The 25,040-nt window shown below is 72.6% G+C and carries 24 protein-coding genes; 18 read left to right on the forward strand and 6 right to left on the reverse strand.

Annotated features, from left to right (window positions below; genetic code table 11):
• Positions 1-109: 109 nt before the first annotated feature.
• From mmpB to ACIGWZ_RS12730, 4 genes are all read left to right on the forward strand, one after another.
• Complete coding sequence (mmpB, locus tag ACIGWZ_RS12715) at positions 110-238, forward strand: morphogenic membrane protein MmpB (RefSeq protein WP_400063653.1); 129 nt, start codon at positions 110-112, stop codon at positions 236-238.
• A gap of 99 nt (positions 239-337) precedes the next feature.
• Positions 338-1,822 carry a peptidoglycan D,D-transpeptidase FtsI family protein gene (locus ACIGWZ_RS12720; protein WP_400063655.1) on the forward strand — a complete coding sequence of 495 codons (1,485 nt, stop codon included), beginning with the start codon at positions 338-340 and terminating at the stop codon, positions 1,820-1,822.
• A gap of 55 nt (positions 1,823-1,877) precedes the next feature.
• Entirely contained in the window at positions 1,878-2,519 is a 642-nt protein-coding gene (locus tag ACIGWZ_RS12725; protein WP_400063659.1) for a nucleoside triphosphate pyrophosphatase, read from the forward strand.
• Positions 2,520-2,579: 60 nt separating this feature from the next.
• The gene (locus ACIGWZ_RS12730) at positions 2,580-3,410 is read left to right on the forward strand and encodes an MOSC domain-containing protein (protein ID WP_400063661.1); all 831 of its coding nucleotides are present in this window, start codon (positions 2,580-2,582) and stop codon (positions 3,408-3,410) included.
• Here ACIGWZ_RS12730 and ACIGWZ_RS12735 read toward each other — a convergent pair.
• Positions 3,296-4,231, reverse strand: coding sequence for a helix-turn-helix transcriptional regulator (locus tag ACIGWZ_RS12735; protein WP_400064421.1), 936 nt, complete (start codon positions 4,229-4,231; stop codon positions 3,296-3,298). The genes ACIGWZ_RS12730 and ACIGWZ_RS12735 overlap by 115 nt on opposite strands.
• 192 nt (positions 4,232-4,423) lie before the next feature.
• On the opposite strand from ACIGWZ_RS12735, the gene ACIGWZ_RS12740 reads away from it, so the two are divergent.
• Positions 4,424-5,185, forward strand: coding sequence for an SDR family oxidoreductase (locus ACIGWZ_RS12740; protein ID WP_400063663.1), 762 nt, complete (start codon positions 4,424-4,426; stop codon positions 5,183-5,185).
• Positions 5,186-5,343: 158 nt separating this feature from the next.
• On the forward strand, positions 5,344-5,916 hold the full coding sequence (locus tag ACIGWZ_RS12745) for a DJ-1/PfpI family protein (protein ID WP_400063665.1): 573 nt from the start codon (positions 5,344-5,346) through the stop codon (positions 5,914-5,916).
• A 155-nt stretch (positions 5,917-6,071) separates the two neighbouring features.
• Here ACIGWZ_RS12745 and ACIGWZ_RS12750 read toward each other — a convergent pair whose 3' ends face one another.
• The gene (locus ACIGWZ_RS12750) at positions 6,072-6,524 is read right to left on the reverse strand and encodes a hypothetical protein (RefSeq protein ID WP_400063667.1); all 453 of its coding nucleotides are present in this window, start codon (positions 6,522-6,524) and stop codon (positions 6,072-6,074) included.
• 461 nt (positions 6,525-6,985) lie between these two features.
• Between ACIGWZ_RS12750 and ACIGWZ_RS12755 the strand changes: the two genes are divergently transcribed.
• From ACIGWZ_RS12755 to ACIGWZ_RS12765, 3 genes are all read left to right on the forward strand, one after another.
• Positions 6,986-8,755, forward strand: a complete 1,770-nt coding sequence (locus tag ACIGWZ_RS12755) for an acetyl/propionyl/methylcrotonyl-CoA carboxylase subunit alpha (RefSeq protein ID WP_400063669.1) — start codon at positions 6,986-6,988, stop codon at positions 8,753-8,755.
• Positions 8,756-8,913: 158 nt separating this feature from the next.
• A complete protein-coding gene (locus ACIGWZ_RS12760) occupies positions 8,914-9,390 on the forward strand; it encodes a hypothetical protein (protein WP_400063671.1) in 477 nt (158 codons plus the stop codon).
• A gap of 42 nt (positions 9,391-9,432) precedes the next feature.
• Positions 9,433-10,488, forward strand: a complete 1,056-nt coding sequence (locus tag ACIGWZ_RS12765) for a hypothetical protein (protein WP_400063673.1) — start codon at positions 9,433-9,435, stop codon at positions 10,486-10,488.
• Between the two features lie 13 nt (positions 10,489-10,501).
• Here the strand turns inward: ACIGWZ_RS12765 and ACIGWZ_RS12770 are convergent, their stop codons facing one another.
• Positions 10,502-11,686 (reverse strand): alpha/beta hydrolase, encoded by a 1,185-nt coding sequence (locus ACIGWZ_RS12770; protein WP_400063675.1) that lies wholly within the window; start codon positions 11,684-11,686, stop codon positions 10,502-10,504.
• A 379-nt stretch (positions 11,687-12,065) separates the two neighbouring features.
• On the opposite strand from ACIGWZ_RS12770, the gene ACIGWZ_RS12775 reads away from it, so the two are divergent.
• Positions 12,066-12,683 carry a TetR/AcrR family transcriptional regulator gene (locus ACIGWZ_RS12775; RefSeq protein ID WP_400063677.1) on the forward strand — a complete coding sequence of 206 codons (618 nt, stop codon included), beginning with the start codon at positions 12,066-12,068 and terminating at the stop codon, positions 12,681-12,683.
• Between the two features lie 155 nt (positions 12,684-12,838).
• Here ACIGWZ_RS12775 and ACIGWZ_RS12780 read toward each other — a convergent pair whose 3' ends face one another.
• Positions 12,839-13,774: a DeoR/GlpR family DNA-binding transcription regulator gene (locus tag ACIGWZ_RS12780; protein WP_400064423.1), complete on the reverse strand. Its 936-nt coding sequence runs from the start codon at positions 13,772-13,774 to the stop codon at positions 12,839-12,841.
• 253 nt (positions 13,775-14,027) lie between these two features.
• Positions 14,028-15,473 carry an NAD(P)H-quinone dehydrogenase gene (locus ACIGWZ_RS12785; RefSeq protein WP_400063679.1) on the reverse strand — a complete coding sequence of 482 codons (1,446 nt, stop codon included), beginning with the start codon at positions 15,471-15,473 and terminating at the stop codon, positions 14,028-14,030.
• Between the two features lie 152 nt (positions 15,474-15,625).
• On the opposite strand from ACIGWZ_RS12785, the gene ACIGWZ_RS12790 reads away from it, so the two are divergent.
• The 5 genes from ACIGWZ_RS12790 to ACIGWZ_RS12810 all read left to right on the forward strand — a co-directional run bounded on the left by ACIGWZ_RS12790 (position 15,626) and on the right by ACIGWZ_RS12810 (position 20,926).
• Entirely contained in the window at positions 15,626-16,063 is a 438-nt protein-coding gene (locus ACIGWZ_RS12790) for a gamma-glutamylcyclotransferase (protein WP_400063681.1), read from the forward strand.
• Between the two features lie 236 nt (positions 16,064-16,299).
• Positions 16,300-17,121 carry a purine-nucleoside phosphorylase gene (locus ACIGWZ_RS12795; protein ID WP_400063683.1) on the forward strand — a complete coding sequence of 274 codons (822 nt, stop codon included), beginning with the start codon at positions 16,300-16,302 and terminating at the stop codon, positions 17,119-17,121.
• 240 nt (positions 17,122-17,361) lie between these two features.
• Positions 17,362-19,044 carry a phospho-sugar mutase gene (locus tag ACIGWZ_RS12800; protein WP_400063685.1) on the forward strand — a complete coding sequence of 561 codons (1,683 nt, stop codon included), beginning with the start codon at positions 17,362-17,364 and terminating at the stop codon, positions 19,042-19,044.
• A 163-nt stretch (positions 19,045-19,207) separates the two neighbouring features.
• On the forward strand, positions 19,208-20,428 hold the full coding sequence (locus tag ACIGWZ_RS12805) for a hypothetical protein (RefSeq protein ID WP_400063687.1): 1,221 nt from the start codon (positions 19,208-19,210) through the stop codon (positions 20,426-20,428).
• Positions 20,429-20,560: 132 nt separating this feature from the next.
• Complete coding sequence (locus tag ACIGWZ_RS12810) at positions 20,561-20,926, forward strand: hypothetical protein (RefSeq protein WP_400063689.1); 366 nt, start codon at positions 20,561-20,563, stop codon at positions 20,924-20,926.
• 12 nt (positions 20,927-20,938) lie between these two features.
• On the opposite strand, the gene ACIGWZ_RS12815 is transcribed toward ACIGWZ_RS12810, so the two are convergent.
• Positions 20,939-21,562 carry a PH domain-containing protein gene (locus ACIGWZ_RS12815; RefSeq protein ID WP_400063691.1) on the reverse strand — a complete coding sequence of 208 codons (624 nt, stop codon included), beginning with the start codon at positions 21,560-21,562 and terminating at the stop codon, positions 20,939-20,941.
• A gap of 130 nt (positions 21,563-21,692) precedes the next feature.
• Between ACIGWZ_RS12815 and deoC the strand changes: the two genes are divergently transcribed.
• The 3 genes from deoC to ACIGWZ_RS12830 are packed head-to-tail and all read left to right on the forward strand — an operon-like array spanning position 21,693 to position 24,994.
• The gene (gene deoC, locus ACIGWZ_RS12820) at positions 21,693-22,688 is read left to right on the forward strand and encodes a deoxyribose-phosphate aldolase (RefSeq protein WP_400064425.1); all 996 of its coding nucleotides are present in this window, start codon (positions 21,693-21,695) and stop codon (positions 22,686-22,688) included.
• A gap of 7 nt (positions 22,689-22,695) precedes the next feature.
• A complete protein-coding gene (locus tag ACIGWZ_RS12825) occupies positions 22,696-24,126 on the forward strand; it encodes an aldehyde dehydrogenase family protein (RefSeq protein ID WP_400063692.1) in 1,431 nt (476 codons plus the stop codon).
• Positions 24,119-24,994 carry an aldehyde dehydrogenase family protein gene (locus tag ACIGWZ_RS12830; RefSeq protein WP_400063694.1) on the forward strand — a complete coding sequence of 292 codons (876 nt, stop codon included), beginning with the start codon at positions 24,119-24,121 and terminating at the stop codon, positions 24,992-24,994. The genes ACIGWZ_RS12825 and ACIGWZ_RS12830 overlap by 8 nt, the downstream gene beginning before the upstream one ends.
• Positions 24,995-25,040: the final 46 nt, after the last annotated feature.

Consider the following 25,040-nt stretch of genomic DNA (forward strand, 5'->3'; position numbering starts at 1 on the left):
GCCCCCGGGGGTACTTCCCCGGGCGGCCCCCCCCCCCCCCCGCGCCCCCCGCGCGGCGCGCCCCCCCCCCCCCCCCCCCCGCCGCCACGACGGGCGCAGGATCGGTCGCATGCTGTGGTCAGACCCGCCCGACGAACCGCCCGAGGAGCTGCGCGAGGCGCAGGCCAAACTTCGGCGGATGGGCGTGGTGCTCGCCATTGCCGCGGTGCTGCTGATGCTTCTCCTCGCCGGGAGGTGACGCAACCTTTGCCACTCCCCTCGCATCTTTACCTCCCGAAGAGCGCAATTCGGGCGTGCGGCTGATAGATGCCCCGGCGCCCCTGGGAGTGGGGAAGCGATGAACAGACCGTTGCGGCACATAGCCGTCTTCTGCGGGGTGCTGATCCTCGCCCTGCTGGGCCGGGTGACCTGGATCCAGTTCGTCCAGGCCGACGAGCTCGCGAACGACCCGAACAACCGCCGGGTCAAGATCGAGGCGTTCTCCTACCCGCGCGGCAACATCATCGTCGGCGGCAAACCCGTCACCGGCTCCGTCGCGACCGACGGCGACTTCAAGTACAAGCGGACCTACCAGGACGGTCCGATGTACGCGCCGATCACCGGATACGCCTCGCAGGCACAGGGCGAGAGCATGCTCGAGGGCGTCTACAAGAAGATCCTCAGCGGCAAGGACGACCGGCTCTTCTTCAACCGCGCCAAGGCCGTCCTGACCGGCGAGAAGCCGCGCGGCGGCGATGTCATCACCACCATCGACGAGAAGGCGCAGAAGGCCGCCTACAAGGGGCTGACCGATCTGCACGCCCGCGGCGCGGTGGTCGCCCTCGACCCGCGCAGCGGCAAGATCCTTGCGCTGGCCAGCACCCCGTCCTACGACCCGTCCTCCTTCGCCGGCCTGACGATCGCGGAGAGCAAGAAGTACCTGGCGCTGGACGCCGACAAGAGCAAGCCGATGAACAACCGGGCGCTGCGCGAGATCTACCCGCCCGGCTCGACCTTCAAGATCCTCACGGCGGCCGCGGCCCTGGAGCACGGCACGGTCAGCGACATCAACGCCTCCTCCGGCGCCCCCGCCCCGTACACCCTCCCCCAGACCCACACCCAGGTCGGCAACGACGTGGCCGGCGCGCCCTGCGACAAGGCCTCGATGAAGACCGGCATGCAGTGGTCGTGCAACAACGTCTTCCTGGACGCGGCCCACAAGCTGGGGACGGACAAGATGCGCGAGACCGCCGAGAAGTTCGGCTTCAACAAGGAGCAGTTCGTCCCGATCCGCTCGGCCGTCAGCGGCTACCCCGCCAAGCTCGACCAGCCGCAGACGGCGCTGACCGGCATGGGCCAGGGCAGCCTGACCAGCACCCCGCTCCAGATGGCCATGGTCGTCGCCGGGATCGCCAACAACGGCAAGGTGATGAAGCCGTACCTGGTCGACGAGGTGCAGGGCCCCGGCATGTCCACCATCGAGAAGTCCGAGCCGACGCCGCTGAACTCCGGCGACGGGCAGGCCGTCTCCGAGGACACCGCCAAGAAGGTGCAGGAGATGATGGAGTACACCGTCGCGGAGGGCACCGCGGACAAGGCGGCCATCGACGGCGTCACGGTCGGCGGCAAGACCGGCACCGCCCAGCACGGCGCGAACGTCAACGACGAGCGCCCCTACGCCTGGTTCGTCTCCTACGCCAAGCAGAGCGACGGCACCTCCCCCATCGCGGTCGCCGTCTTCGTCGACCCCAAGGACATGGACATCCCGCGCTCGGAGATCGCCGGCGGCAAGCTGGGCGGGCCGATCGCCAAGGCGGTCATGGAAGCGGTCCTGAAGAAGTAGGCCCCGGACGGCCGGGCCGCGCGGCGCCCGCCGCGGCCTCCGTACGATGGCGGGCATGACGTCTGTGCCGCATCCCCACCACCACCCCGAGCCCGACCCCCGCGCCCGCCGGCTCGTGCTCGCCTCGCAGTCGCCCGCCCGGCTGGGGCTGCTCCAGCAGGCGGGGCTGGCGCCCGAGGTCATCGTCAGCGGCGTGGACGAGGACGCGCTGACCGCCCCGACGCCGGGCGAGCTGGCCCGCGTCCTGGCCGAGGCCAAGGCGGCCGCGGTCGCCGCCCGGCCCGAGGCGGCGGGCGCGCTGGTCATCGGCTGCGACTCGGTCCTGGAACTGGACGGCCGGGCCCTGGGCAAGCCCGCCGACGCGGAGGACGCCACCGCCCGCTGGAAGTCCATGCGCGGCCGCTCCGGCATCCTGCAGACCGGCCACTGCATCATCGACACGGCGACCGGCCGCCGGGTCTCGGCCACCGCGGGCACCACCGTCCGCTTCGGCGAGCCCACCGACACCGAGATCGCCGCCTACGTCGCCAGCGGCGAGCCCCTCTTCGTCGCCGGCGCCTTCACCCTCGACGGCCGCTCGGCCCCCTTCATCGACGGCATCGACGGCGACCCCGGCAACGTCATCGGCCTCTCCCTGCCGCTGCTGCGCCGCCTGCTCGCCGACCTGGACGTGGCCATCACCGACCTGTGGACGTGAACGACCACACACCTTGGGCCTTCTCCGGCGCCGCACTGCCGCCTGTAGCAAGCTGACCGCATGGCGACGCATACGACAGTCGGAGAACTCCTCACCTATCCCGTCAAGGGGTGCGCCCCGGTCCCGCTGACCGAGGCCGAGCTCACGCCCGCCGGCCTGCCGTACGACCGGAGTTTCATGGTGGTCGGGGAGGGCGGCGTGTACCGCAGCCAGCGCAGGGACCCCAAGCTGGCGCTGATACGGCCCGAGGTCGGTGCCGGGGGAAGCGAACTGACCTTACGGACGGCGGGAGTCGAGCCGGCCCGGATCCCGGTGGACCTGACGTCGGCACGGACCCCGGTCGATCTGTTCGGGGTGCCGTACCTGGGCATCGATCAGGGCGAGGAGGCCGCCCGGTGGCTGTCCGAGGTGCTGGGCGCGCCCAGCCGGCTCGTGCGCGTACCGCCGGAGCACGACCGCCGGGAGGACGGGCTCCACCCCAGCACCTCCGGGTACGCCGACAGCTGCGCCCTGCACATCCTCTCCCGCGCCACCTTCGACGACCTCAACGCCCGCTACACGGCGGCGGGCAAACCCACGCTCGCGATGAGCCGGTTCCGGCCGAACATCGTGGTCGACGGATGGGACGAGCCGCATCGGGAGGACCTCGCGCGGCGGGTCGCGGTCGGCGACGCCGAGCTGGGGTTCGCCAAGCTGGCCATCCGCTGCGCCGTCACCCTGGTCGACCAGGACACCGGCGCCAAGGCCGGCCCCGAGCCGCTGCGGATGCTGGCCACCTACCGGCGGGTGCCGGCGGGGGGCCTGGCGTTCGGGTCGCTGTACTCCGTGCTGCGGACGGGGAAGTTGGCCGTGGGGGACGCGTTCGCGGTGCTGGAGGACGCCGCGCCCTGAACGGGCCGGCCCGCCAGGAGGCTCAGGCGCGCCTCGGTCGGTGAACCCGGTTCCGGCGTGTAGACGACCAGCATCTGGTCCGCCTCCCCGGGCACGTTCAACGTCTCGTACGGGAGGACGAGTTCGCCCGCCACGGGGTGCGCGATGCGCTTCGCCCCGTACGTCTTCTCCTTGACCTGGTGGTCCGCCCACAGCCGGCGGAAGTCCGCGCTGCCCTGCGACAGTTCGCCCACCAGCGTGGTGAGCTGCCGGTCGTGCGGATGGCTGCCCGCGTCCAGGCGCAGGTGGGCGACCGTCTCGGCGGCCACCGCGGGCCAGTCCGGGTACAGCTCGCGCGCCTGCGGGTCGAGGAAGACCTGGCGCGGCATGTTGCGTTCCTCGGGCGGCATCTGCGAGAAGCCGACGACGGCGTCGCCCAGGGCGTTCCAGGCGAGGACGTCCATGCGGCGGCCGAGGACGAACGCGGGGGCCCGGTCCATGAGGTCCAGGAGGAGGCGCAGGCCGGGGCGGACGCTCTGGGGCGCGGGCCCGGGGGCGGACCGGCGGCGGGGGGCGGGCCGGGCCACCGTGCGCAGATACGCCTGTTCGGTGTCGTCGAGGCACAGGACGCGTCCGATGGCGTCGAGTACGGCGTCCGAGACGGAGGGGCCGCGGCCCTGTTCGAGGCGGATGTAGTAGTCGACGCTGACGCCCGCGAGCTGGGCGACCTCCTCGCGGCGCAGGCCGGGGACGCGCCGCCGGCCGTGCCCGGGCAGGCCGACGTCCTCGGGCTGGATACGGGCGCGCCGGGAGCGCAGGAAGTCGCCGATCTCCCCGTCCATGGATATGTCCATGCCACCGATCGTAGGGCGCCGGGAAAGTTCCGGTGCCGGTGGCGGTGGCGATCCTGGTACTGCGGGACCCAGGAAAACGGCAGCCCTGGGTACGGGCCGTGGCGGGGCGCAGAGTGGTGGTCGTCGCCGGGGAACGCCCGGCGGCGACGACCGCAGAACCTCGACGCAGCAGGAGCCCCCATGTCGTACGCATCCCTCGCCGGCCGTACCGCCGTCATCACCGGAGCCGCCAGCGGGATGGGTGAGGCCACCGCGCGGCTGCTCGCCTCGCACGGTGTCCGGGTAGCGCTGCTCGCCCGCCGGGCCGAACGGCTGACGGAGCTGGCGGCCGCGATCGAGGCGGCGGGCGGGCAGGCCCTCGCGGTCGCCGCCGACGTCACCGACCAGGCTTCGGTGGACGCCGCGACGGAGCGGGTGCACGCCGCGTACGGCCAGGTCGACCTGGTGGTCAACGCGGCGGGCGTGATGCTGCCGAACCCGGTCACCGACGGCCGCATCGACGAGTGGCAGCGCATGCTCGACACGAACGTGGCCGGCGCGCTGCGCGTCCTCCGCGCCTTCACGCCGGACCTGATCGCGGCGGCGGAGGCCGGCCGGACGGCGGACCTGGTGAACATCTCGTCGATCGGCGCGCACATCGCGTTTCCGCACTACGCGGTGTACGGGGCGACGAAGGCCGCGCTGACGTACCTCTCGCAGTCGCTGCGCACGGAGCTGGGCCCGCGCGACGTCCGCGTCACCAACATCGAGCCGGGCCTGACGGACACCGAGCTGAGCGACCACGTCGACAACGCGGAGCTGTCCGGCCAGCTGGACGGGATGTTCGACGCCCTGATCGGCCTGTCGGCGGACGACATCGCGGACCTGATCGCGTACACGACGAGCCGCGCCCGCCATGTGAACCTGCGCCAGGCGATCGTGCTGCCGACGCGTCAGGCGTGACGTCGGCGGCGGGCGTGAAGCCGGCGGCCGTCCCGCGGCCGTCCGGGTGGATTTTTCGCAATGGCCGGAATGCGGCCCCGGGTACTCCCGTCGGCGGGGCTCGGGCCGCATCGTGGCGGAACCGGATCACCCGACCCGCACCCTGAGGAGCGCCCGCCATGCCCAAGGTTCTGATCATCGCCGGCGACGCCACCGAGGACCTGGAGTTCTTCTACCCCTACCAGCGGCTGCTGGAGGAGGGTTACGAGACCCATGTCGCGGCGCCGTCCCGGAAGAAGCTGAATTTCGTCGTGCACGACTTCGTCGAGGGGTACGACACCTACGTCGAGAAGGCGGGCCACTCCTGGCCCTCCGACCTGGCGCTGGCCGACGTCGAACCGGCCGCCTACGCGGCGCTGGTGCTGCCGGGCGGCCGGGCGCCGGAGTATCTGCGCAACGACCCCGACTTCCGGCGCGTGGTGACGCATTTCTTCGATGCCGACAAGCCCGTCGCCCACCTGTGCCACGCGGCCATCGCGCTCGCCCCGCTCGGCGTCCTCAAGGGCCGCCGGACCTCCGCCTACCCCGCCTGTGCACCGGAGGTGGAGCTGGGCGGCGGGATCTTCGTCGACGGCGCGGCGGTCGTGGACGGCAAGGTCGTCTCGGCGCGCGCCTGGCCCGACCAGCCGAAGTGGATGCGGGCGTTCCTGCATGTGCTGCGGGAGGAGGCGCCGGTTGGGGGCGCCTCCTGAGCGGCCGCGGAACACCGGCAGGGTGCAGCGCGAGGCGCCGTTCATGACGAAGGCCCGGCTGCCGTCCGCCACCGGCCTGCGGCGGTCGGCCTCCGGGCCTCGGGCTTCAGGGCTCGAGCCTCAGGTTTCAGGGCTCGGGCCTCAGGTTTCGGAGCTCAGGCCGAGCCGGCCGCCGTACCGATCCCCTCGCCGCCGACGCCCCCGTCGCCCTCTGCACCCGCCTCCGGCATCCGCGGCTCCCCGTACGCCACCAGCGGCAGCACGACCAGCGCGAGGACGACCATCATCGCCACGAACGCCACCCAGCCCGCCGGCCCGACGGCGATCGCTCCCAGCAGACCGTGCACCACCGCGCAGGTGATCAGGACGATGCGGGTGAAGCCGCCGGGCGCCCGGTCGCGCACCGCCATGCGGACCAGGACCGCGGCACAGAAGAGGAGATACAGGCCGAAAAGAGCGCCCGCGACCCAGGCGCCGGTGGACATCGCGCCGGGTTCCAGGCCCGCGAGGGACATCTGCTGCCGGTCCACGACGATGCTCAGGATCCAGTTCAGCAGGACGATCCCGAGCGCCTCCAGGACCAGCATCACCGCCGCTATCAGAGCCACCGGTCTCCGCGCCACCACCACCGCGCCCACCCACTTCCGCCGTCACCGCTCCTGGCCGGTACCCCCGTTACCGCGAGTACCGAAGACAGCGCGCACGCTACTAATCGGTAATAGCCGGGGCAAGAGGTCTGCACGGGTGGCGTGCGGGTGGACGGCACTCGGCGCGTCGGCCGCGGGAGGCGAGCGCAAAGTTTCCTTCGCCCATTCGTAGGGACTCCACAAAGAATTGACGACCCGCCGAACGACCGTGGCCAGAGACCTAGGCCACATCGGGGTCTGGTGCCGAGCCCCTGATTTCGGGCCTACCCTGGGCTGTCAGGGGAGTTCACTCCCTCGCTGGCGCCTCCGGCACGCTCCGTGTGGGCAAGGTCACCACAGGGAACGACTCGGCACGCGGTGTCGCCAGTCACTAAACTCGCGACGTTGATTTGTTGCGGCGACGCGCCAAGGAAGGACCCATCGTGCGCAAGGTGCTCATCGCGAACCGTGGCGAGATCGCCGTTCGGGTTGCCCGTGCCTGCCGGGACGCCGGAATCGGGAGCGTAGCCGTCTACGCCGACCCCGACCGGGACGCCCTGCATGTCCGTGCGGCAGACGAGGCATACGCCCTGGGCGGTGACACACCTGCCACCAGCTACCTGGACATCGCCAAGGTTCTCGCCGCCGCCGCCGATTCCGGCGCGGACGCCATCCATCCCGGATACGGCTTCCTGTCCGAGAACGCCGAGTTCGCGCAGGCCGTTCTCGACGCGGGCCTGACCTGGATCGGCCCGCCCCCGCACGCCATTCGCGACCTCGGCGACAAGGTCGCCGCCCGGCACATCGCGCAGCGCGCCGGTGCGCCGCTGGTCGCCGGCACCCCCGACCCGGTCTCCGGCTCCGACGAGGTCGTCGCCTTCGCCAAGGAGCACGGCCTGCCGATCGCCATCAAGGCGGCCTTCGGTGGCGGCGGCCGCGGCCTGAAGGTCGCCCGCACCCTCGAAGAGATCCCCGAGCTCTACGACTCGGCCGTCCGTGAGGCCGTCGCCGCCTTCGGCCGCGGCGAGTGCTTCGTCGAGCGCTACCTCGACCGCCCCCGGCACGTCGAGACCCAGTGCCTCGCCGACAAGCACGGCAACGTCGTGGTCGTCTCCACCCGCGACTGCTCCCTCCAGCGCCGCCACCAGAAGCTCGTCGAGGAGGCCCCCGCGCCGTTCCTGTCGGACGAGCAGAACGCCGAGCTCTACCGCGCCTCCAAGGCCATCCTCAAGGAGGCGGGCTACGAGGGCGCCGGCACCTGCGAGTTCCTCGTCGGCCAGGACGGCACCATCTCCTTCCTCGAGGTCAACACCCGCCTCCAGGTGGAGCACCCGGTCACCGAAGAGGTCACCGGCCTCGACCTGGTCCGCGAGATGTTCCGGATCGCCGACGGCGAGGAGCTGGGCTACGACGACCCCGCCGTCCGCGGCCACTCCTTCGAGTTCCGCATCAACGGCGAGGACCCGGGCCGCAACTTCCTCCCGGCGCCCGGCACGGTCACCAAGTTCGACGGGCCGTCCGGCCCCGGTGTCCGCCTGGACGCGGGTGTCGAGTCCGGCTCCGTCATCGGCCCGGCCTGGGACTCCCTCCTGGCCAAGCTGGTCATCACCGGCGCCACCCGTGAGCAGGCCCTGCAGCGCGCGGCCCGCGCCCTGGACGAGTTCACCGTCGAGGGCATGGCCACCGCCCTCACCTTCCACCGGGTCGTCGTCAAGGACCCGGCGTTCGCCCCCGAACTCACCGGCTCCGCCGACCCGTTCACGGTCCACACCCGCTGGATCGAGACCGAGTTCGTCAACGAGATCGCGCCGTTCGCCGCGCCCGGCGCCGACGAGGCCGAGGCGGACAGCCGCGAGACGGTCGTCGTCGAGGTCGGCGGCAAGCGCCTGGAGGTCTCGCTGCCGTCCTCGCTGGGCATGCCGCTGGCCCGCGCCGCGGTCGCCGGTGGCGCCAAGCCCAAGCGCAAGGCCGCCAAGAAGTCCTCCAGCGCCGCCTCCGGTGACGCCCTCGCCTCCCCCATGCAGGGCACCATCGTCAAGGTGGCCGTCGAGGAGGGCCAGCAGGTCGTCGAGGGCGAACTCGTCGTCGTCCTGGAGGCGATGAAGATGGAGCAGCCGCTGAACGCCCACCGCTCCGGCACCATCAAGGGCCTGACCGCCGAGGTCGGCGCGGCCCTGACGTCCGGCGCCGTGATCTGCGAGATCAAGGACTGATCGAGGACTGACGCGGCACCACCGCACGAACGCGAGGGGCTTTTGGCACATCGGTGCCGGAAGCCCCTCGCGTCATGCGCACCGCGCGGCACAATGGGCCCGCAACGCATCGGGATGACGCGCGGCGACAGACGACGGACAGCGGGGGCGGGGGCCGTATGGAAGCGGAACTGTTAGCACTGGTCACGGCGGCGGCGGCCGAGTTGGCGGCAGCGGCCCCCACGGACCGGTGGCACGGGGCGCGGAATGAATTCGCCGATCTGCTGCTGTCGGGCGCTCCCGGGTCCACCGACCGAGAAGCGCTGACCGCCGAGCTCGACGAGGCGCGGGCGGAACTCCTCGCGGCCACGGAGGACGGCGATGCCGACGAGGTGGTCGCGGCCGTCACCCACGAATGGCGGCGGCGCATCCACCGGCTGCTGTCCGAATCCCCCGATATGGCCGAGAGGGTACGGGCGCTGCTGGACGGCCTGCGACCGTACGGCGGCCCCTCGGGCGGCGTCGTCTTCGGCCAATTCGGGGGTACTCAATACGACCGCATCTACCAGGCGGGGCGTGACCAGGTCATCCACCCCGCAGCGGGCAACACCCCGCCCGGCCCGCCCTTCGGCGGCGACGAAGAGGACGAATGGTGAGGCGCGCGACGCCCGGGGCGCGGCGAAGGACGCACCGGCCTCGTGGGTGACATCGCCAAGAGCGTCCTCGGCGGTGCCTGGACGCTGATCGTCGGCTGGATCCTGCCCACCGCCCTGAACCTCGCCGTCTTCTTCCTCACCATCGCGCCCAGCCTGCGCCACACCGCCCCCGTGGCCCGCCTGTGGCCGCGCACCGGTGCCGGCACGACCCTGCTGCTGCTCTGTGCCGCCCTGCTCCTCGGGCTGGTCCTCAGCGCCCTCCAGACGCCCCTCTACCGGATCCTGGAGGGCTACAGCCTGTGGCCCTCCAGGGCGTACGAGCGCGGCTGCGTACGGCAGCGCGCCACCAAGCAGCGGCTCGCCGACCGCATCGATCTGCTGCGCCTCGAACGGCGCGCCCGAACGGCGGCGCCCCTGCCCGCCGCCGACGCCGAGAGCCTGGCCCGCCTCCGGGCCGACCCGCGCCTGGCCCGCACCGCCGGCCGGGACCGACGCCGCACCGCCGCCCAGCGCGCCCTGCTCGGCGAGCGGCTGAGCCGCTACCCGGTCGACGACGACCAGATCGCCCCGACCCGCCTCGGCAACGCCATCCGCCGGCTGGAGGAGTACGGCCACGACCGCTTCCGGCTCGACACCCAGGTGCTGTGGAACGAGCTGACCGGCACCGCTCCCGAACAGATCCGCCGCCAGGCCGAACTCTCCCGTACCAACGCGGACTTCTTCGTCGCCCTGCTCTACGGACACGCCGCGCTGGCCGTCCTCGCCCTGGCCGCCCTCGCCTCCCCCGACCCGTCGCCCGCCCTGCTGCTCGGCACCGCGGCCGCGCTCGTGGTGCTGCTGCCGCTGTGGTACCGGTGCGCGGTGAACGCCACCGACGAGTGGGCCGCCGCCGTGCGGGCGCTGGTCAATACCGGCCGCAAGCCGCTGGCCGAGGCGCTGGGCGTCGTACTGCCGCACCGGCTGGCGGACGAGCGGCGGATGTGGCGGCTGCTGTCGAACCTGCACCGCCGCCCGTACCACGAGCGGGCGGCCGTCCTCGACGCCTTCCGCGCCGCCCCGCCCGACGCCGCCCCGCCACCGGCCGACCGCACCCCATGAGAGCCGGCGGCCGTCAGGAGTTGCCCACGACGTCCTCCGGGAACGTCAGCGACCTGCTCATCCACTGGAGCGCGGCCGGGAGTTCGCGCCGCCAGGTGGCGAAGTTGTGGCTCCCGTGGTCGAGCACGAGGGAGTCGGCCGTCATCGGTCCCCGGACCGCGTCCAGGAACGCCCTGGCCGCCGGATAGTTCTTCTCCCCCGTACGGCTCGTGCCCACCAGGACGTTCACCCGCGGCGCCGGCAGATGCGCCAGCCGCCACATCAGATCGTGCTCCTGGCGACGCCGTATCCGGTCCCTGCCGTCCCCGAAGAGATTGCCGGTGGTCGGGTCGTTGCTGACCTTGTAATCGGGCGAGAGGGCCGCCGCGGCGGTGTACGTCCGGTCGTGCCGCATGGTCAGCTGCAGGGCGCAGCTGCCGCCGGAGGAGTAGCCGAGGACGCCCCAGCCGCCCGGGTCGTGCCCGACGCGGTAGCGCGACTTCACCGCGTCCGGCACGTCCCGCGCGAAGAACGTCTCGGCCTGCGGGCCGCCGGGCACGTCCACGCACTGGGTGTCGCGCGGCGGTGCGATGGTGGGCCGCAGCATCACGATGACGGTCGGCTGCATCCTGCCCGTACGGATCAGCTGCCCGGCCGTCTGCGGCAGCCGCAGATGCTGGCCCAGCAGGAACGTCCCGCCCGGGTAACCGCTCAGCGCGACGACGACGGGGAACCGCTGGCGCGCGTACTGCGGCTGGAAGTACTGCGGCGGCAGATACACATACGCCCCGTCCACGACCCGGGTCCGCTTCCCCACGATCCGTACCGACTCGACCCTGCCGACCAGGTCCGGGCGCCCCTTCGGCAGCCCGTGCACCTTGTCCAGCCCGTCCGGCCCCGAAGCCTGTACGAGCCCCTTGGACGGGTCCCCCACGGGCCCGGCGGACCCGCCGTCGCCCCACTTGCCGATGGCGGCGGGGGCGTCGTCGTACAGGCCGAGCAGCTCGTGCCAGGAGGCGTAGAACTCGAAGTTGGCGTTCACCGCGAGACCGAGCGTGGCCACGACGGTCAGCTGCGTGGCCGCGATGGCCCCGAGCCGCCCCAGCACCGCCCGCGGCCCCCGCCCGGCGAACCGCGGCCACAGCCAGAGAGTGAGCCCCACACAGCCCACGGCGGCCACGGCCATGGCGTACAACAGCGATCGGCTGGTCAGCCCCATGACGTACTTCCCCAGATTCCGCCTGCCGTGTCCCCGGTGCGTGGTACATGTGCCCACGCCGGACATTCACGACGTCGTCCCGCGCCCCCCGGATGCTCCCGGAAGACCTCATTGCGCCAGGTTTGATGGTCGTTGGGGCGGTGGAGTTGCCGACCGGGCGAGGTGTTCGGGTACGCGACGGCGGGCGGATGCCGGAAGTTCACGCTCCCTCTGCCGAACGGCCATCGGGCGGGCCGGTTGCCGGACGGTCCGCAAAGCCCTCACCGCCCCGCCCGGGAGCCGCCGCCGTCCCCCGATCGGAGCCGTCCGCCCTCCCCTCGTCCGCAATGGCATCCTGGACCCACCGGGCCGGGACCGGCCGGGGCGAGGGAGGACGGCGATGGGGACCGACACGGCGGGTACGCGGCCCGCGACGAAGGGTTCGACGGCGCAGGCGGCACGGCCGATGCGGGCGGACGCGCGCCGCAATTACGAACGGCTGCTGACCGAGGCCCGTACGGCGTTCATCGAGCACGGCACGGACACCTCACTCGAGGACATCGCGCGCCGCGCCGGCGTCGGCATCGGCACCCTCTACCGCCACTTCCCCAACCGCACGGCCCTGATGGGCGCCGTCTTCCAGGGCGAGGTGGAGGCACTGCTGACGTACGCCAGGGAACTGGCCGACGCGCCGCAGCCGTGCCATGCGCTGGTCGACTGGCTGCGCGCGATCATCACCCACGCCAGCACCTACCGCGGTCTGTCCCGCGCCCTGATGGCGGCGTCGGCGGACGACAGCTCGGGGATGGCGCGGTGCAGCGTACCGATGCGCGAGGCCGGCGCGGCGCTGCTGAACCGCGCCCAGCAGGCCGGCGCCGTGCGCCCCGACGTGAACATCAGCGATCTGCTCCAGCTGACCAACGGCATCGCCCTCGCCGTCGAGGAATCCCCCGACGACCCGAAGCTGGCCGACCGCCTGCTGACCCTCACCCTCACCGGCCTCCGAGCAGACCACTAGCGGCCCACCCCGACGAGGGGCCCCCTCAAGGGCAACCCACAACGGCCCCGGCCCCGGCCCACCCCGCCACGGGGCGCCAGCGGCGTCCGATGCCACCACCCACCCCCAGAGCAACCCACAACGGCCCCGGCCCCGGCCCACCCCGCCGCGGGGCGCTAGCGGCGTCTCGGGGCCAGATCCGCAACCCGCCCCTCCGCCAGTGACGCGGCCGAGCGCAGCGGCGAACTCCCGCTGCCCGGCGGCAGGTTACGGCGCTGGCCGGGCAGCGGCACGTCCCGCCGGGAAGTCCTGCGTTCCCCGACCGAGCCCTCCGCACCCGGCTGGCCGGGTCCCTGCCCGGCCCCCGGTCCGCTCGCGACCGCGATCTGCACGCCCTGATCGGCCAGCGCCTGCAGTTCGGTGGCGGCGCGGTCGTCGTGAGCGGGCGGCTCGTCCGTGACCAGGCGGGTGATGACATCCGTGGGCACGGTCTGGAACATCGTGTCGGAACCGAGCTTGGTGTGGTCGGCGAGCACCACCACCTCCCCCGCCGCCTGCACCAGCGCCCGGTCGACACTCGCGGAGAGCATGTTGGAGGTGGACAGGCCCCGCTCGGCGGTCAGACCGCTGCCCGACAGGAAGGCGCGGGAGACCCGCAGCCCCTGGAGGGACTGCTCGGCACCGCTGCCGACCAGCGCGTAGTTGGACCCGCGCAGGGTGCCTCCGGTCATCACGACCTCGACGCGGTTGGCATGGGCCAACGCCTGGGCGACCAGCAGGGAGTTGGTGACCACGGTCAGACCGGGCACCCGGGCGAGCCGGCGAGCCAGCTCCTGGGTGGTGGTCCCGGCGCCGACGACGATGGCCTCGCCCTCTTCGACGAAGCCCGCGGCGAGATCGGCGATGGCCGTCTTCTCGGCGGTCGCTAGATGGGATTTCTGCGGGAAGCCGGACTCCCGGGTAAAGCCTCCCGGCAGGACGGCCCCGCCGTGACGGCGGTCGAGCAGCCCTTCCGCCTCCAGCGCCCGCACGTCCCGCCGTACGGTCACTTCGGAGGTCTGGACGACACGGGCGAGCTCCCGGAGCGACACCGCTCCGTTTGCGCGCACCATTTCAAGGATCAGTTGGCGACGTTCTGCAGCGAACACGAAACTGACAGTAACGCCAACGACCGTCTGTTTTCAGCAGGTTGCACCAAATACCGGAAGTTGCGCATGGCGTGGGGGGTGCCGTGATATAGGGCGCGGGCCTTGCGAACTCATGGGCGCCCAGTGCCGTTTGACCGCTGGTCGGGTAATGCGTTCGGCGCGGCGGAAATCCGTCCCGACGCTCGAGGCGTGCCGAGCGCCGGGGGCCGGGCGCCGGTTACTCGTTGCCCGTCTTGCGTGTGTGCAGCTGGCGCGCGACCTCGGCGAGGGAGCCGGAGAGCGACGGGTAGACCGTGAACGCGCTGGCGATCTGCTCGACGGTCAGGTTGTTGTCGACCGCGAGGGAGATCGGGTGGATCAGCTCGCTGGCGCGCGGGGAGACGACCACGCCGCCGACGACGATGCCCGTGCCGGGGCGGCAGAAGAGCTTGACGAAGCCGTCGCGGATGCCCTGCATCTTGGCGCGCGGGTTGCGCAGCAGCGGCAGCTTCACGACGCGGGCGTCGATCTTGCCGCTGTCGACGTCGGCCTGGGAGTAGCCGACGGTGGCGATCTCCGGGTCGGTGAAGACGTTGGCGGAGACGGTCTTGAGGTTGAGCGGTGTGACCGCGTCGCCGAGGAAGTGGTACATCGCGATGCGGCCCTGCATGGCGGCGACGGAGGCGAGGGCGAAGACGCCGGTGCAGTCGCCGGCCGCGTAGACGCCGGGCGCGGTGGTGCGGGAGACCTTGTCGGTCCAGATGTGGCCGGAGTCCTTGAGCTTGACCCCGGCCTCCTCCAGGCCGATGCCGGCGCTGTTGGGGATGGAGCCGACGGCCATCAGGCAGTGCGTACCGGAGATCGTGCGGCCGTCGGCGAGGGTGACCTCGACGCGGTCGCCGACCCGTTTGGCGGACTGGGCGCGCGAGCGGGCCATGACGTTCATGCCGCGGCGGCGGAAGACGTCCTCCAGGACCGCGGCGGCGTCGGGGTCCTCGCCCGGGAGCACGCGGTCGCGGGAGGAGACGAGGGTGACGCGGGAGCCGAGCGCCTGGTAGGCGCCGGCGAACTCGGCGCCGGTGACACCGGAGCCGACGACGATGAGTTCCTCGGGGAGTTCGGTCAGGTCGTAGACCTGGGTCCAGTTGAGGATGCGTTCGCCGTCCGGCAGGGCGTCGGGGATCTCGCGGGGGTGGGCGCCGGTGGCGATGAGTACGGCGTCGGCGACCAGGGTCTCCGACGAGCCGTCGGCGGCGGTCACCGTCACCCGGCGCGAGCCTTCCGGCGACTGGCCCGGCTCCAGGCGGCCGCGGCCGCGCATGACCCGGCCGCCGGCGCGGGTCACGGAGGCGGTGATGTCATGCGACTGGGCGAGCGCGAGGCGCTTGACGCGCCGGTTGACCTTGCCGAGGTCGACGCCGACGACGCGCGCGGGGCGGTCGATGTGCGGCGTGTCGTCCTCGACGATGATGCCCAGCTCCTCGTACGAGGAGTCGAAGGTGGTCATCACCTCGGCCGTCGCGATCAGAGTCTTCGACGGCACGCAGTCGGTCAGTACCGATGCCCCGCCCAGACCGTCGCAGTCGACGACGGTCACCTCCGCGCCGAGGGAGGCGCCCACCAGGGCCGCCTCGTATCCGCCGGGTCCGCCACCGATGATCACGATCCGAGTCACGTACTCCATTGTCCCGCACGCACCCGCGGCGTTCTCCCCGGGGGCCGGTGTACGCGCATTACGGCCGGTGGAGTGCATTCCCCTGCTGCCGCTTTGTACGAATCTCCGGTAGCAATCCGGTATCAAGAGCCCACCCGGGAACCTCCCGTACCCTCGGAACCATGTCGCTCTACGCCGCGTACGCCGGCAACCTCGACGCGCGGCTGATGTCCCGCCGCGCACCGCACTCGCCGCTGCGCGGCACGGGCTGGCTGAACGGCTGGCGGCTCACCTTCGGCGGCGAGCAGATGGGGTGGGAGGGCGCGCTGGCGACGATCGTCGAGGCCCCCCGCTCGCAGGTCTTCGTCGCGCTGTACGACATCGCGCCGATGGACGAGGAGTCCATGGACCGCTGGGAGGGCGTGGGCCTGGACATCTACCGCCGGATGCGGGTGCGGGTGCACACCCTGGACGGCGACGAGCCGGCCTGGATCTACGTCCTCAACGGCTATGAGGGCGGCCTGCCGTCGGCCCGCTATCTGGGCGAGATCGCGGACGCGGCGGAGTCGGCGGGCGCGCCGCACGACTATGTGATGGAGCTGCGGAAGCGGCCCTGCTGAGCGGCGCGGGGTCGGGGCGCGTGGGCCTTAGGGGGCGACCCCTGAGGGGCGTGAAGGCCCCGGGCCTATGGATACCCGGAAGGGACGGCCGGGATCCGTGCGCTGTACGGGTGTGAGGGTTCCGGTGACGCGACGCGCCCGGGGTGCACGTTCAGAGGAAGACACAAGCGCAAGGTCCGAGCGGTGTGGGCAGCGACATCTACGCGCGTAGGGGAAGAGCGGCTACCCTCGTCCGCGTGAACGCATCTGTTACTCCCGACATCGCCCGCGACCCTCGGGCCGCCGCCGATTCCGCCGCCGCCCGACTGCGCGAGCTCACCGGCGCCGAGACCCACGACGTCGCCCTCGTCATGGGCTCCGGCTGGGCCCCCGCCGCCGAGGCCCTGGGCGCGCCCGAGCACGAATTCCCGGTCACCGAGCTGCCCGGCTTCCCGGCGCCCGCCGTGGCCGGTCACGGCGGCAAGGTCCGCTCGTACCGCGTCGGCGAGAAGCGCGCGCTGGTCTTCCTGGGCCGTACGCACTACTACGAGGGCCGCGGGGTCGCCGCGGTCGCGCACGGCGTCCGTACCGCCGCCGCGGCCGGCTGCAAGACCATCGTGCTCACCAACGGGTGCGGCGGTCTGCGCGAGGGCATGCGCCCCGGCCAGCCGGTCCTGATCAGCGACCACCTCAACCTCACCGCCACCTCCCCGATCGTCGGCGCGAACTTCGTCGACCTGACGGACCTGTACTCGCCGCGGCTGCGCGCGCTGTGCAAGGAGGTCGACCCGAGCCTGGAGGAGGGCGTCTACGCCCAGTTCCCCGGCCCGCACTACGAGACCCCGGCCGAGATCAAGATGATCCGCGGCCTGGGCGCCGACCTGGTCGGCATGTCCACGGTCCTGGAGGCCATCGCCGCCCGTGAGGCGGGCGCCGAGGTGCTCGGCCTGTCGCTGGTGACGAACCTCGCCGCGGGCATGACGGGCGAGCCGCTCAACCACGAAGAGGTGCTCCAGGCCGGCCGCGACTCCGCGACCGCGATGGGCAGCCTGCTCGCCCAGGTGCTCGGCAAGCTCTGAGCCGGCCGGTGCCTTTCCGGCGGGTGTACGGCGCATACCTCGCGCAGGCGCGTATGACGCGTACGGCACCCGCCGGGCCGCCCGCCCCACGGCGGTCCCCCGCCGCCCCCGCAGCACCATTGGCCGGTACTGCGGCTCGAAGCACACGCGCAGTGGGTAGGCGTGACGAGCCGAACGCTCCCCCTCCGCGCCGCCGTCCGTACCGCCCCTCCCCATCGACCTGACCGTCAGGAGCATCACGTGGCTACCGATCGCACGGAGCTGATCACCCGGGCCGAGGCATGGCTGGCCGAGGACCCCGACCCCGAGACCCGCCAGGAACTGGCGGCGCTCCTCGCGGCCGGGGACACCGACGAGCTGGCCGCCCGGTTCGCCGGCACCCTGCAGTTCGGCACCGCCGGGCTGCGCGGCGAGCTGGGCGCGGGCCCGATGCGGATGAACCGCTCGGTGGTCATCCGCGCCGCGGCCGGCCTCGCCGCGTACCTCAAGGCGAAGGGCGACGGCTCGGGGCTGGTCGTCGTCGGCTACGACGCGCGCCACAAGAGCGCCGACTTCGCCCGCGACACGGCGGCCGTGATGGTCGGCGCGGGCCTGCGGGCCGTCGTGCTGCCGCGCCCGCTGCCGACGCCCGTACTGGCCTTCGCGATACGGCACCTGGGCGCGGTCGCCGGCGTCGAGGTCACCGCCAGCCACAATCCGCCGCGCGACAACGGCTACAAGGTCTACCTGGGCGACGGCTCGCAGATCGTGCCGCCCGCGGACGGCGAGATCGCCGCCGAGATCGCCGCGATCCGGGCGCTGGCGGACGTACCGCGGCCCGAGGCGGGCTGGGACATCCTCGACGACGAGGTGCTGCGGGCGTATCTGGCGCGTACGGACGCCGTGCTGACCCCGGGCTCCCCCCGCGACACCCGCGTCGTCTACACGCCGATGCACGGCGTCGGCCGGGACACCCTCGTCGCCGCGTTCGCGCGGGCCGGGTTCCCCGCCCCGACCGTCGTCGCCGAACAGGCCGAGCCGGACCCGGACTTCCCCACCGTCGCCTTCCCCAACCCGGAAGAGCCCGGCGCGATGGACCTCGCCTTCGCCACCGCCCGCTCCGTGGGTCCGGACGGCGTCGACATCGTCATCGCCAACGACCCGGACGCGGACCGCTGCGCCGTCGCCGTCCCGGCCCCCGGCACACAGGACGGCTGGCGGATGCTGCGCGGCGACGAGGTGGGCGCGCTGCTCGCCGCCCACCTGGTCGGCAAGCAGGCGTCCGGCACCTTCGCGACCACGATCGTCTCCTCGTCGCTCATGTCGCGGATAGCCGCCGCCGCGTCCCTCCCCTACGAGGAGACGCTGACCGGCTTCAAGTGGCTGGCGCGGGTGGACGGGCTGCGTTACGCCTTCGAGGAGGCGCTGGGCTACTGCGTCGACCCGGAGGGCGTACGCGACAAGGACGGCATCACCGCCGCCCTGCTGATCACCGAACTGGCCGCGGAGCTGAAGCAGTCCGGGCGCACCCTGACCGATCTGCTGGACGACCTCGCGCTGGACTTCGGGCTGCACGCCACCGACCAGCTCTCGGTCCGGGTCGAGGACCTCACCCTGATCGCCGACGCCATGGGCCGGCTGCGCGAGACGCCGCCCGCGTCCCTCGCGGGCCTGACGGTGACCGCCGCCGACGACCTGAACAAGGGCACCGCGTCGCTGCCGCCGACCGACGGGCTGCGCTACTACCTGTCCGGCGCGGACGGCTCGGGCGTGGAGGCGGCCCGCGTGGTGGTCCGTCCGAGCGGCACCGAGCCGAAGCTGAAGTGCTACCTGGAGGTCGTGGTTCCGGTGGCGTCGGCGCAGGCGCTGCCGGCGGCCCGGGAGACGGCCGCGACGGTGCTGGCCGCGGTGAAGGGCGACCTGGCGCGGGCGCTGGGGATCTGAGCGGACGGGGTCACCCGTAGGGGGCGCGGCCATGGGCCCCTACGGGTGACCGCCTACTGCACCTGCCGCAAGCCGTCCCGGCACCCGCGCCCCGCGCGCGGAACCCTGGAACCGGACGCCGACCACGTCGCACCGCCCGTCCTCCAGGAGCTGCGCAGTGCCCATGACCGCGCCCCCGCCGCCCGCCGGCGTCCCGGCGCCGGCGACACCGTCACCGGCCGGCCGGCGGGATCGCGTCGGCCGGGCGTCCGCGGCGCTGCGCCGGGCCGCGCCCGCGCTGCTGGGGTACGCCGCCGTCCGCCTGCTGGGCGCGCTGGTCCTGATGAAGTGGGCGCACCTCCAGCACCACGGACTGTGGCCGCTGCTCGCCGCCCGGTGGGACTCCCGCTGGTATCTGGGCATTGCCGACCACGGCTACGACCGCGTGCTGCGCCCGGACGTCTTCGACGTGAACAACCTGGCCTTCTTCCCGCTCTATCCGGTGATCGTCAAGGTCGTGGCGGCGGTCACGCCCGGCTCCCGCGCCGGCGTCGGGCTGGTCGTCGCCGTGATGTGCTCGCTGATCGCGGCCTGGGGGATCTTCGCGGTGGGCGACCGGCTGTACGGCCGCCGGGTGGGCACCGTGCTGGCCGTCCTGTGGGGCGCCACGCCGGTCGCCCTGGTGCAGTGGATGGGGTACACGGAGTCCCTGTTCACGGCGCTGGCCGCCTGGTCGCTGTATGCCGTACTGGCCGGCCGCTGGCTCCGGGCCGGGACCCTGTGTCTGCTCGCCGGCCTCACCCGCCCCACGGGCCTGGCGCTCGCCGCGGCCGTCTCGCTCTGCGCGCTGCTCGCCCTCGCGCGGCGCGGACGCGCACCGGACGGGGGCCCGCCCACCCCGGCCGCCGCTCGCCTGGTGGCCGCCGCCCTGCTGGCCCCCGTGGGCTGGCTCGGTTACGTCGGCTGGGTGGGCCTCCGGCTGCACCGCCCCGACGGCTATTTCGCGGTCCAGCGGATGTGGCGCAACGTATGGGACGGCGGCGGCGGGACGCTCCGCTCGCTGCGCTCGGTGCTGGGCTACCAGGCCCGGCCGCAGCTCTTCCTCGTGGTCGTCTCGCTGGTGCTGATCGGGTCCGTGGTGCTGTTCCTGCTGTGCCTGGCCGGGCGGCAGCCGCTGCCGCTGCTGCTTTTCAGCGGCGGGCTGCTGGCGATCGTGCTGGGCAGCGGCGGCGTCTACTTCCCGCGCGCCCGGTTCCTGCTGCCCGGTTTCCCGCTGCTGCTCCCCCTGGCGCTCGCCCTCGCTCGGACCCGTCGCCGTACCGTCGTCCTCGCGCTGGGCGGCGCGGCGCTGGCGTCCGCCTATCTGGGGGCGTACATGACGCTGGTGTACCCGGGGGCGCCGTGAGGACCCGCTCGACGCCCGCGCCGCCATCGGTGAGCGCGGAGTCGGAGGAGCGGCGCGGGCGAGCGAGCGGTGCAGGCATCGATGCGGACGGGGTGGGCCGGAATGCGAGCCGGGGCCTGCAAGAATTCCCCGATGCACGCCGCCGACCCCACCCCCTGGTCCGACATCGAGTACGCCTTCGTGCTCAATGCGAGCGAGTTGGACATCCTGCCCGGGGTGCGGGGAGACCTGGCGGAGCCCCTCGCTTCCGGTCCGGCCTCGGACCTGGTGCCGATCCTGCTCACGCTCGTCGACCGGGGCGTGGTCGAGGTCTGCCGCTACCTTCCCTGGACGGCTCCGGACGGCACGGCCGGGTATCAGCCCGGACCTCCGATTTCCCGTCGAGACCTCCCCGCCGTACTTGCGGCACCCGAGGAGTGGGAGTACCCGGACGACTTCGAGTGGCTGGGCCGGCTCACGCTGGTGTGCACCTCGCGCCACCGACCGGCCGCCAACTGACGGCCGGCGCCCCTAGAGCGCCAGCATCACGGCCAGCCCGATGACTCCCACCACGCTCGGCGCGATGACCGGGTAGGCCCAGCGGACCCTCGGCTCGCCCTTGGCGCTCTCGCGGTCCTTGGCGCGTTCCTTGATCTCGCGCAGTTCGTCGAGGGCCTGGTCGGCCGTGGCGCGCGGTGCGGGGGCGTCGGCGCCGCCGCCGAAGCGGGCCTTGGCGGCGCCGCGGGTCGCCTGCCGGGTGGCCTTCTTGCGCTGCCGCAGGGAGACCGGAATCGCCCACATCTGGTACTTGCCGTCGCTGGTGAAGACCTCGGAGGAGAACGCGGCCCGCAGATCCTCCACGGCGCCCCAGGGCAGCGTGATGGTGCGGAACGGGTTGCGTACCGTCAGGAGGTCCGCGCCCGCCCGCACCGCCGGCCGCAGGGTGAAGGCGAACACCAGTGGCACGCCGAGCAGCAGCGCGAACAGCGCCGTGAGCCGGGTGTGCGCGGTGCCCCGCAGCAGCGCGTCGCCGCCGAGCCAGAGTGCGAGGAGGAGGAGCAGCCCGCCGCCCGCCATGGCCGCGGGCGAGCGGAAGCTGCGGTCCGCGTACTGCTGCTGGGGCGGGGTGGACTGTTCCGGGCGCGGGCTTGTCATGCCGCCGATTCTGCCCGACCGTCCGGATGCCGGACATTGCGTTACGGCATCATTCGCGCGTCCGCTCCGTACCGGCCGTCTCAGGGGGATGACATGTTGCTACGCGCGTAGATATGCTCCCCTCGTGACCATGCCCATCACTGTTCCCGCATACGGCAAGGAAGCCGCGGGGCGTCTGGCGTCAATGGCGGATGTCACCGCCGACGACGGTGCGCTGCGCCGCTTCCTCCACGGCCTCCCGGGGGTCGACGCGGTCGGCCTGCAGGCCCGCGCCGCCACCCTCGGCACCCGCTCGATCAAGACCACGGCGAAGGCGTACGCCATCGACCTCGCCATCTCGATGATCGACCTGACGACCCTCGAAGGCGCGGACACCCCGGGCAAGGTCCGGGCGCTGTGCGCCAAGGGCGTCGGCCCCGACCCCACCGACCGCACCGCCCCCAAGGTCGCGGCGATCTGCGTCTACCCCGACATGGTCGCCACGGCCAAGGAGGCGCTCGGCGACTCCGGCATCCACGTCGCGTCCGTCGCCACCGCCTTCCCCGCGGGCCGCGCCGCGCTGCCGGTCAAGCTGGCCGACACCCGTGACGCGGTCGCGGCCGGCGCCGACGAGATCGACATGGTGATCGACCGGGGCGCCTTCCTCGCCGGCCGCTACCTGGCGGTCTACGAGGAGATCAAGCAGGTCAAGGAGGCCTGCGTACGGCCCGACGGCAGCGCCGCGCACCTGAAGGTCATCTTCGAGACCGGTGAGCTCCAGACGTACGACAACGTCCGCCGGGTCTCCTGGCTGGCGATGCTCGCGGGCGCCGACTTCATCAAGACCTCGACCGGCAAGGTGGCCGTCAACGCCACCCCGCCCGTCACGCTGCTGATGCTGGAGGCCGTCCGCGACTTCCACGCGGCGACCGGCGTCCAGGTGGGCGTGAAGCCCGCCGGCGGCATCCGGACGACCAAGGACGCGATCAAGTACCTGGTGATGGTCAACGAGACGCTGGGCGACCCCTGGCTGAGCCCCGACTGGTTCCGCTTCGGCGCGTCGAGCCTCCTGAACGACCTGCTGATGCAGCGCCAGAAGCTCAGCACCGGCCGCTACTCCGGCCCCGACTACGTCACGGTGGACTGAGGCACTCATGACCTTCGATTACGCACCCGCACCCGAGTCCCGCGCCGTCGTCGACATCGCGCCGTCCTACGGGCTGTTCATCGACGGCGAGTTCGCCCCGGCCTCGGACGGCAAGGTCTTCAAGACCGTCTCCCCGTCGTCCGAGGAGGTCCTCTCCGAGGTCGCCCAGGCGAGCACGGACGACGTCGACCGTGCCGTCAAGGCGGCCCGCAAGGCCTTCGAGAAGTGGTCCGCGCTGCCCGGTGCCGAGCGCGCCAAGTACCTCTTCCGGATCGCCCGGATCATCCAGGAGCGCTCGCGCGAGCTGGCCGTCCTGGAGTCGCTCGACAACGGCAAGCCGATCCGCGAGTCCCGCGACGCCGATCTGCCGCTGGTCGCCGCGCACTTCTTCTACTACGCGGGCTGGGCCGACAAGCTCGGTCACGCCGGATACGGGCCGGACCCGCGCCCGCTGGGCGTGGCGGGCCAGGTCATCCCCTGGAACTTCCCGCTGCTGATGCTGGCGTGGAAGATCGCCCCGGCGCTGGCGACGGGCAACACCGTCGTCCTCAAGCCCGCCGAGACGACCCCGCTCTCCGCGCTGTTCTTCGCGGACGTCTGCCGCCAGGCTGGCCTGCCCAAGGGCGTCGTCAACATCGTCACGGGCGACGGCTCCACGGGCGCCGCGCTGGTCGCCCACCCCGACGTCAACAAGGTGGCCTTCACCGGCTCCACCGACGTCGGCAAGGCCATCGCCCGTACGGTCGCCGGCACCGACAAGAAGGTGACCCTGGAGCTGGGCGGCAAGGCGGCGAACATCGTCTTCGACGACGCCCCCATCGACCAGGCCGTCGAGGGCATCGTCAACGGCATCTTCTTCAACCAGGGCCACGTCTGCTGCGCGGGCTCCCGCCTCCTCGTCCAGGAGTCCGTCCAGGACGAGCTGCTGGACGCCCTCAAGCGCCGCATGGCCACCCTGCGGGTCGGCGACCCGCTGGACAAGAACACCGACATCGGCGCCATCAACTCCGCCGAGCAGCTGGCCCGGATCACCGCGCTGGCCGACGCGGGCGAGGCCGAGGGCGCCGAGCGCTGGGCGCCCTCCTGCGAACTGCCCGCCTCCGGCTACTGGTTCGCGCCGACCCTCTTCACGGGCGTCACCCAGGCGCACCGCATCGCCCGCGAGGAGATCTTCGGCCCGGTGCTGTCGGTCCTCACCTTCCGTACGCCGGAGGAGGCCGTGGCGAAGGCCAACAACACCCCGTACGGCCTCTCGGCGGGGATCTGGACGGAGAAGGGTTCGCGCATCCTGTGGATGGCGAGCAAGCTCCGTGCGGGCGTGATCTGGTCCAACACGTTCAACAAGTTCGACCCCACCTCGCCGTTCGGCGGCTACAAGGAGTCGGGCTACGGCCGCGAGGGCGGCCGCCACGGCCTGGAGGCGTACCTCAATGTCTGATCGGCTCTCCGTCTTCAAGACCTACAAGCTGTACGTCGGGGGGAAGTTCCCCCGGTCCGAGAGCGGGCGGGTGTACGAGGTGACCGACGCAAAGGGCACATGGCTGGCCAACGCCCCGCTGGCCTCGCGCAAGGACGCGCGGGACGCGGTGGTCGCCGCGCGCAAGGCGTTCGGCGGCTGGTCCGGCGCGACGGCCTACAACCGGGGCCAGATCCTCTACCGCATCGCCGAGATGCTGGAGGGGCGCCGCGAGCAGTTCGTCGCGGAGGTCGCGGACTCGGAGGGGCTGTCGAAGGCCAAGGCCACCGCCCAGGTGGACGCGGCGATCGACCGCTGGGTCTGGTACGCGGGCTGGTCCGACAAGGTCGCCCAGATCGCGGGCGGCGCCAACCCGGTGGCGGGCCCGTACTTCAACCTCTCCTCCCCCGAGCCGACCGGTGTGGTCGCCGTCCTGGCGCCGCAGGAGTCGTCCTTCCTCGGCCTGGTGTCGGTCATCGCCCCGGCGATCGTCACCGGCAACACCGTGGTCGTGGCGGCCTCCCAGGATTCCCCGCTGCCCGCGCTGTCCCTGGCCGAGGTGCTCGCCACCTCCGACCTGCCCGGCGGCGTCGTCAACATCCTCTCCGGCCGTACGGCGGAGATCGCGGCCCCGCTCGCCGCCCACCAGGACGTCAACGCCCTCGATCTCGCGGGCGCGGCCGGCCTGTCGGACGAGGGCTCGCTGGCCAAGGAGCTGGAGACGGCCGCGGCCGACAACCTCAAGCGGGTGCTGCGCCCGGCGGTCACCGACTGGGCCGCCGACCCGGGCACCGCGCGTCTGCTCTCCTTCCTGGAGACGAAGACGGTGTGGCACCCGATGGGGGTCTGAGACCGGGCGTCCGCCGCGCCCTGGACACGGGGTCCCTTCCCCGCAC

This window comes from Streptomyces sp. NPDC053427, assembly GCF_044544985.1.
GTDB lineage: Bacteria > Actinomycetota > Actinomycetes > Streptomycetales > Streptomycetaceae > Streptomyces.

Excerpts from the sequence above, each read along its gene's own strand:
- mmpB (WP_400063653.1), top strand. The coding sequence starts at position 110 with ATGCTGTGGTCAGACCCGCCCGACGAACCGCCCGAGGAGCTGCGCGAG.
- ACIGWZ_RS12720 (WP_400063655.1), top strand. The coding sequence starts at position 338 with ATGAACAGACCGTTGCGGCACATAGCCGTCTTCTGCGGGGTGCTGATC.
- ACIGWZ_RS12725 (WP_400063659.1), top strand. The coding sequence starts at position 1,878 with ATGACGTCTGTGCCGCATCCCCACCACCACCCCGAGCCCGACCCCCGC.
- ACIGWZ_RS12730 (WP_400063661.1), top strand. The coding sequence starts at position 2,580 with ATGGCGACGCATACGACAGTCGGAGAACTCCTCACCTATCCCGTCAAG.
- ACIGWZ_RS12735 (WP_400064421.1), bottom strand. The coding sequence starts at position 4,231 with ATGGACGGGGAGATCGGCGACTTCCTGCGCTCCCGGCGCGCCCGTATC.
- ACIGWZ_RS12740 (WP_400063663.1), top strand. The coding sequence starts at position 4,424 with ATGTCGTACGCATCCCTCGCCGGCCGTACCGCCGTCATCACCGGAGCC.
- ACIGWZ_RS12745 (WP_400063665.1), top strand. The coding sequence starts at position 5,344 with ATGCCCAAGGTTCTGATCATCGCCGGCGACGCCACCGAGGACCTGGAG.
- ACIGWZ_RS12760 (WP_400063671.1), top strand. The coding sequence starts at position 8,914 with ATGGAAGCGGAACTGTTAGCACTGGTCACGGCGGCGGCGGCCGAGTTG.
- ACIGWZ_RS12770 (WP_400063675.1), bottom strand. The coding sequence starts at position 11,686 with ATGGGGCTGACCAGCCGATCGCTGTTGTACGCCATGGCCGTGGCCGCC.
- ACIGWZ_RS12775 (WP_400063677.1), top strand. The coding sequence starts at position 12,066 with ATGGGGACCGACACGGCGGGTACGCGGCCCGCGACGAAGGGTTCGACG.
- ACIGWZ_RS12780 (WP_400064423.1), bottom strand. The coding sequence starts at position 13,774 with ATGGTGCGCGCAAACGGAGCGGTGTCGCTCCGGGAGCTCGCCCGTGTC.
- ACIGWZ_RS12785 (WP_400063679.1), bottom strand. The coding sequence starts at position 15,473 with ATGGAGTACGTGACTCGGATCGTGATCATCGGTGGCGGACCCGGCGGA.
- ACIGWZ_RS12790 (WP_400063681.1), top strand. The coding sequence starts at position 15,626 with ATGTCGCTCTACGCCGCGTACGCCGGCAACCTCGACGCGCGGCTGATG.
- ACIGWZ_RS12805 (WP_400063687.1), top strand. The coding sequence starts at position 19,208 with ATGACCGCGCCCCCGCCGCCCGCCGGCGTCCCGGCGCCGGCGACACCG.
- ACIGWZ_RS12810 (WP_400063689.1), top strand. The coding sequence starts at position 20,561 with ATGCACGCCGCCGACCCCACCCCCTGGTCCGACATCGAGTACGCCTTC.
- ACIGWZ_RS12815 (WP_400063691.1), bottom strand. The coding sequence starts at position 21,562 with ATGACAAGCCCGCGCCCGGAACAGTCCACCCCGCCCCAGCAGCAGTAC.
- deoC (WP_400064425.1), top strand. The coding sequence starts at position 21,693 with ATGCCCATCACTGTTCCCGCATACGGCAAGGAAGCCGCGGGGCGTCTG.
- ACIGWZ_RS12825 (WP_400063692.1), top strand. The coding sequence starts at position 22,696 with ATGACCTTCGATTACGCACCCGCACCCGAGTCCCGCGCCGTCGTCGAC.
- ACIGWZ_RS12830 (WP_400063694.1), top strand. The coding sequence starts at position 24,119 with ATGTCTGATCGGCTCTCCGTCTTCAAGACCTACAAGCTGTACGTCGGG.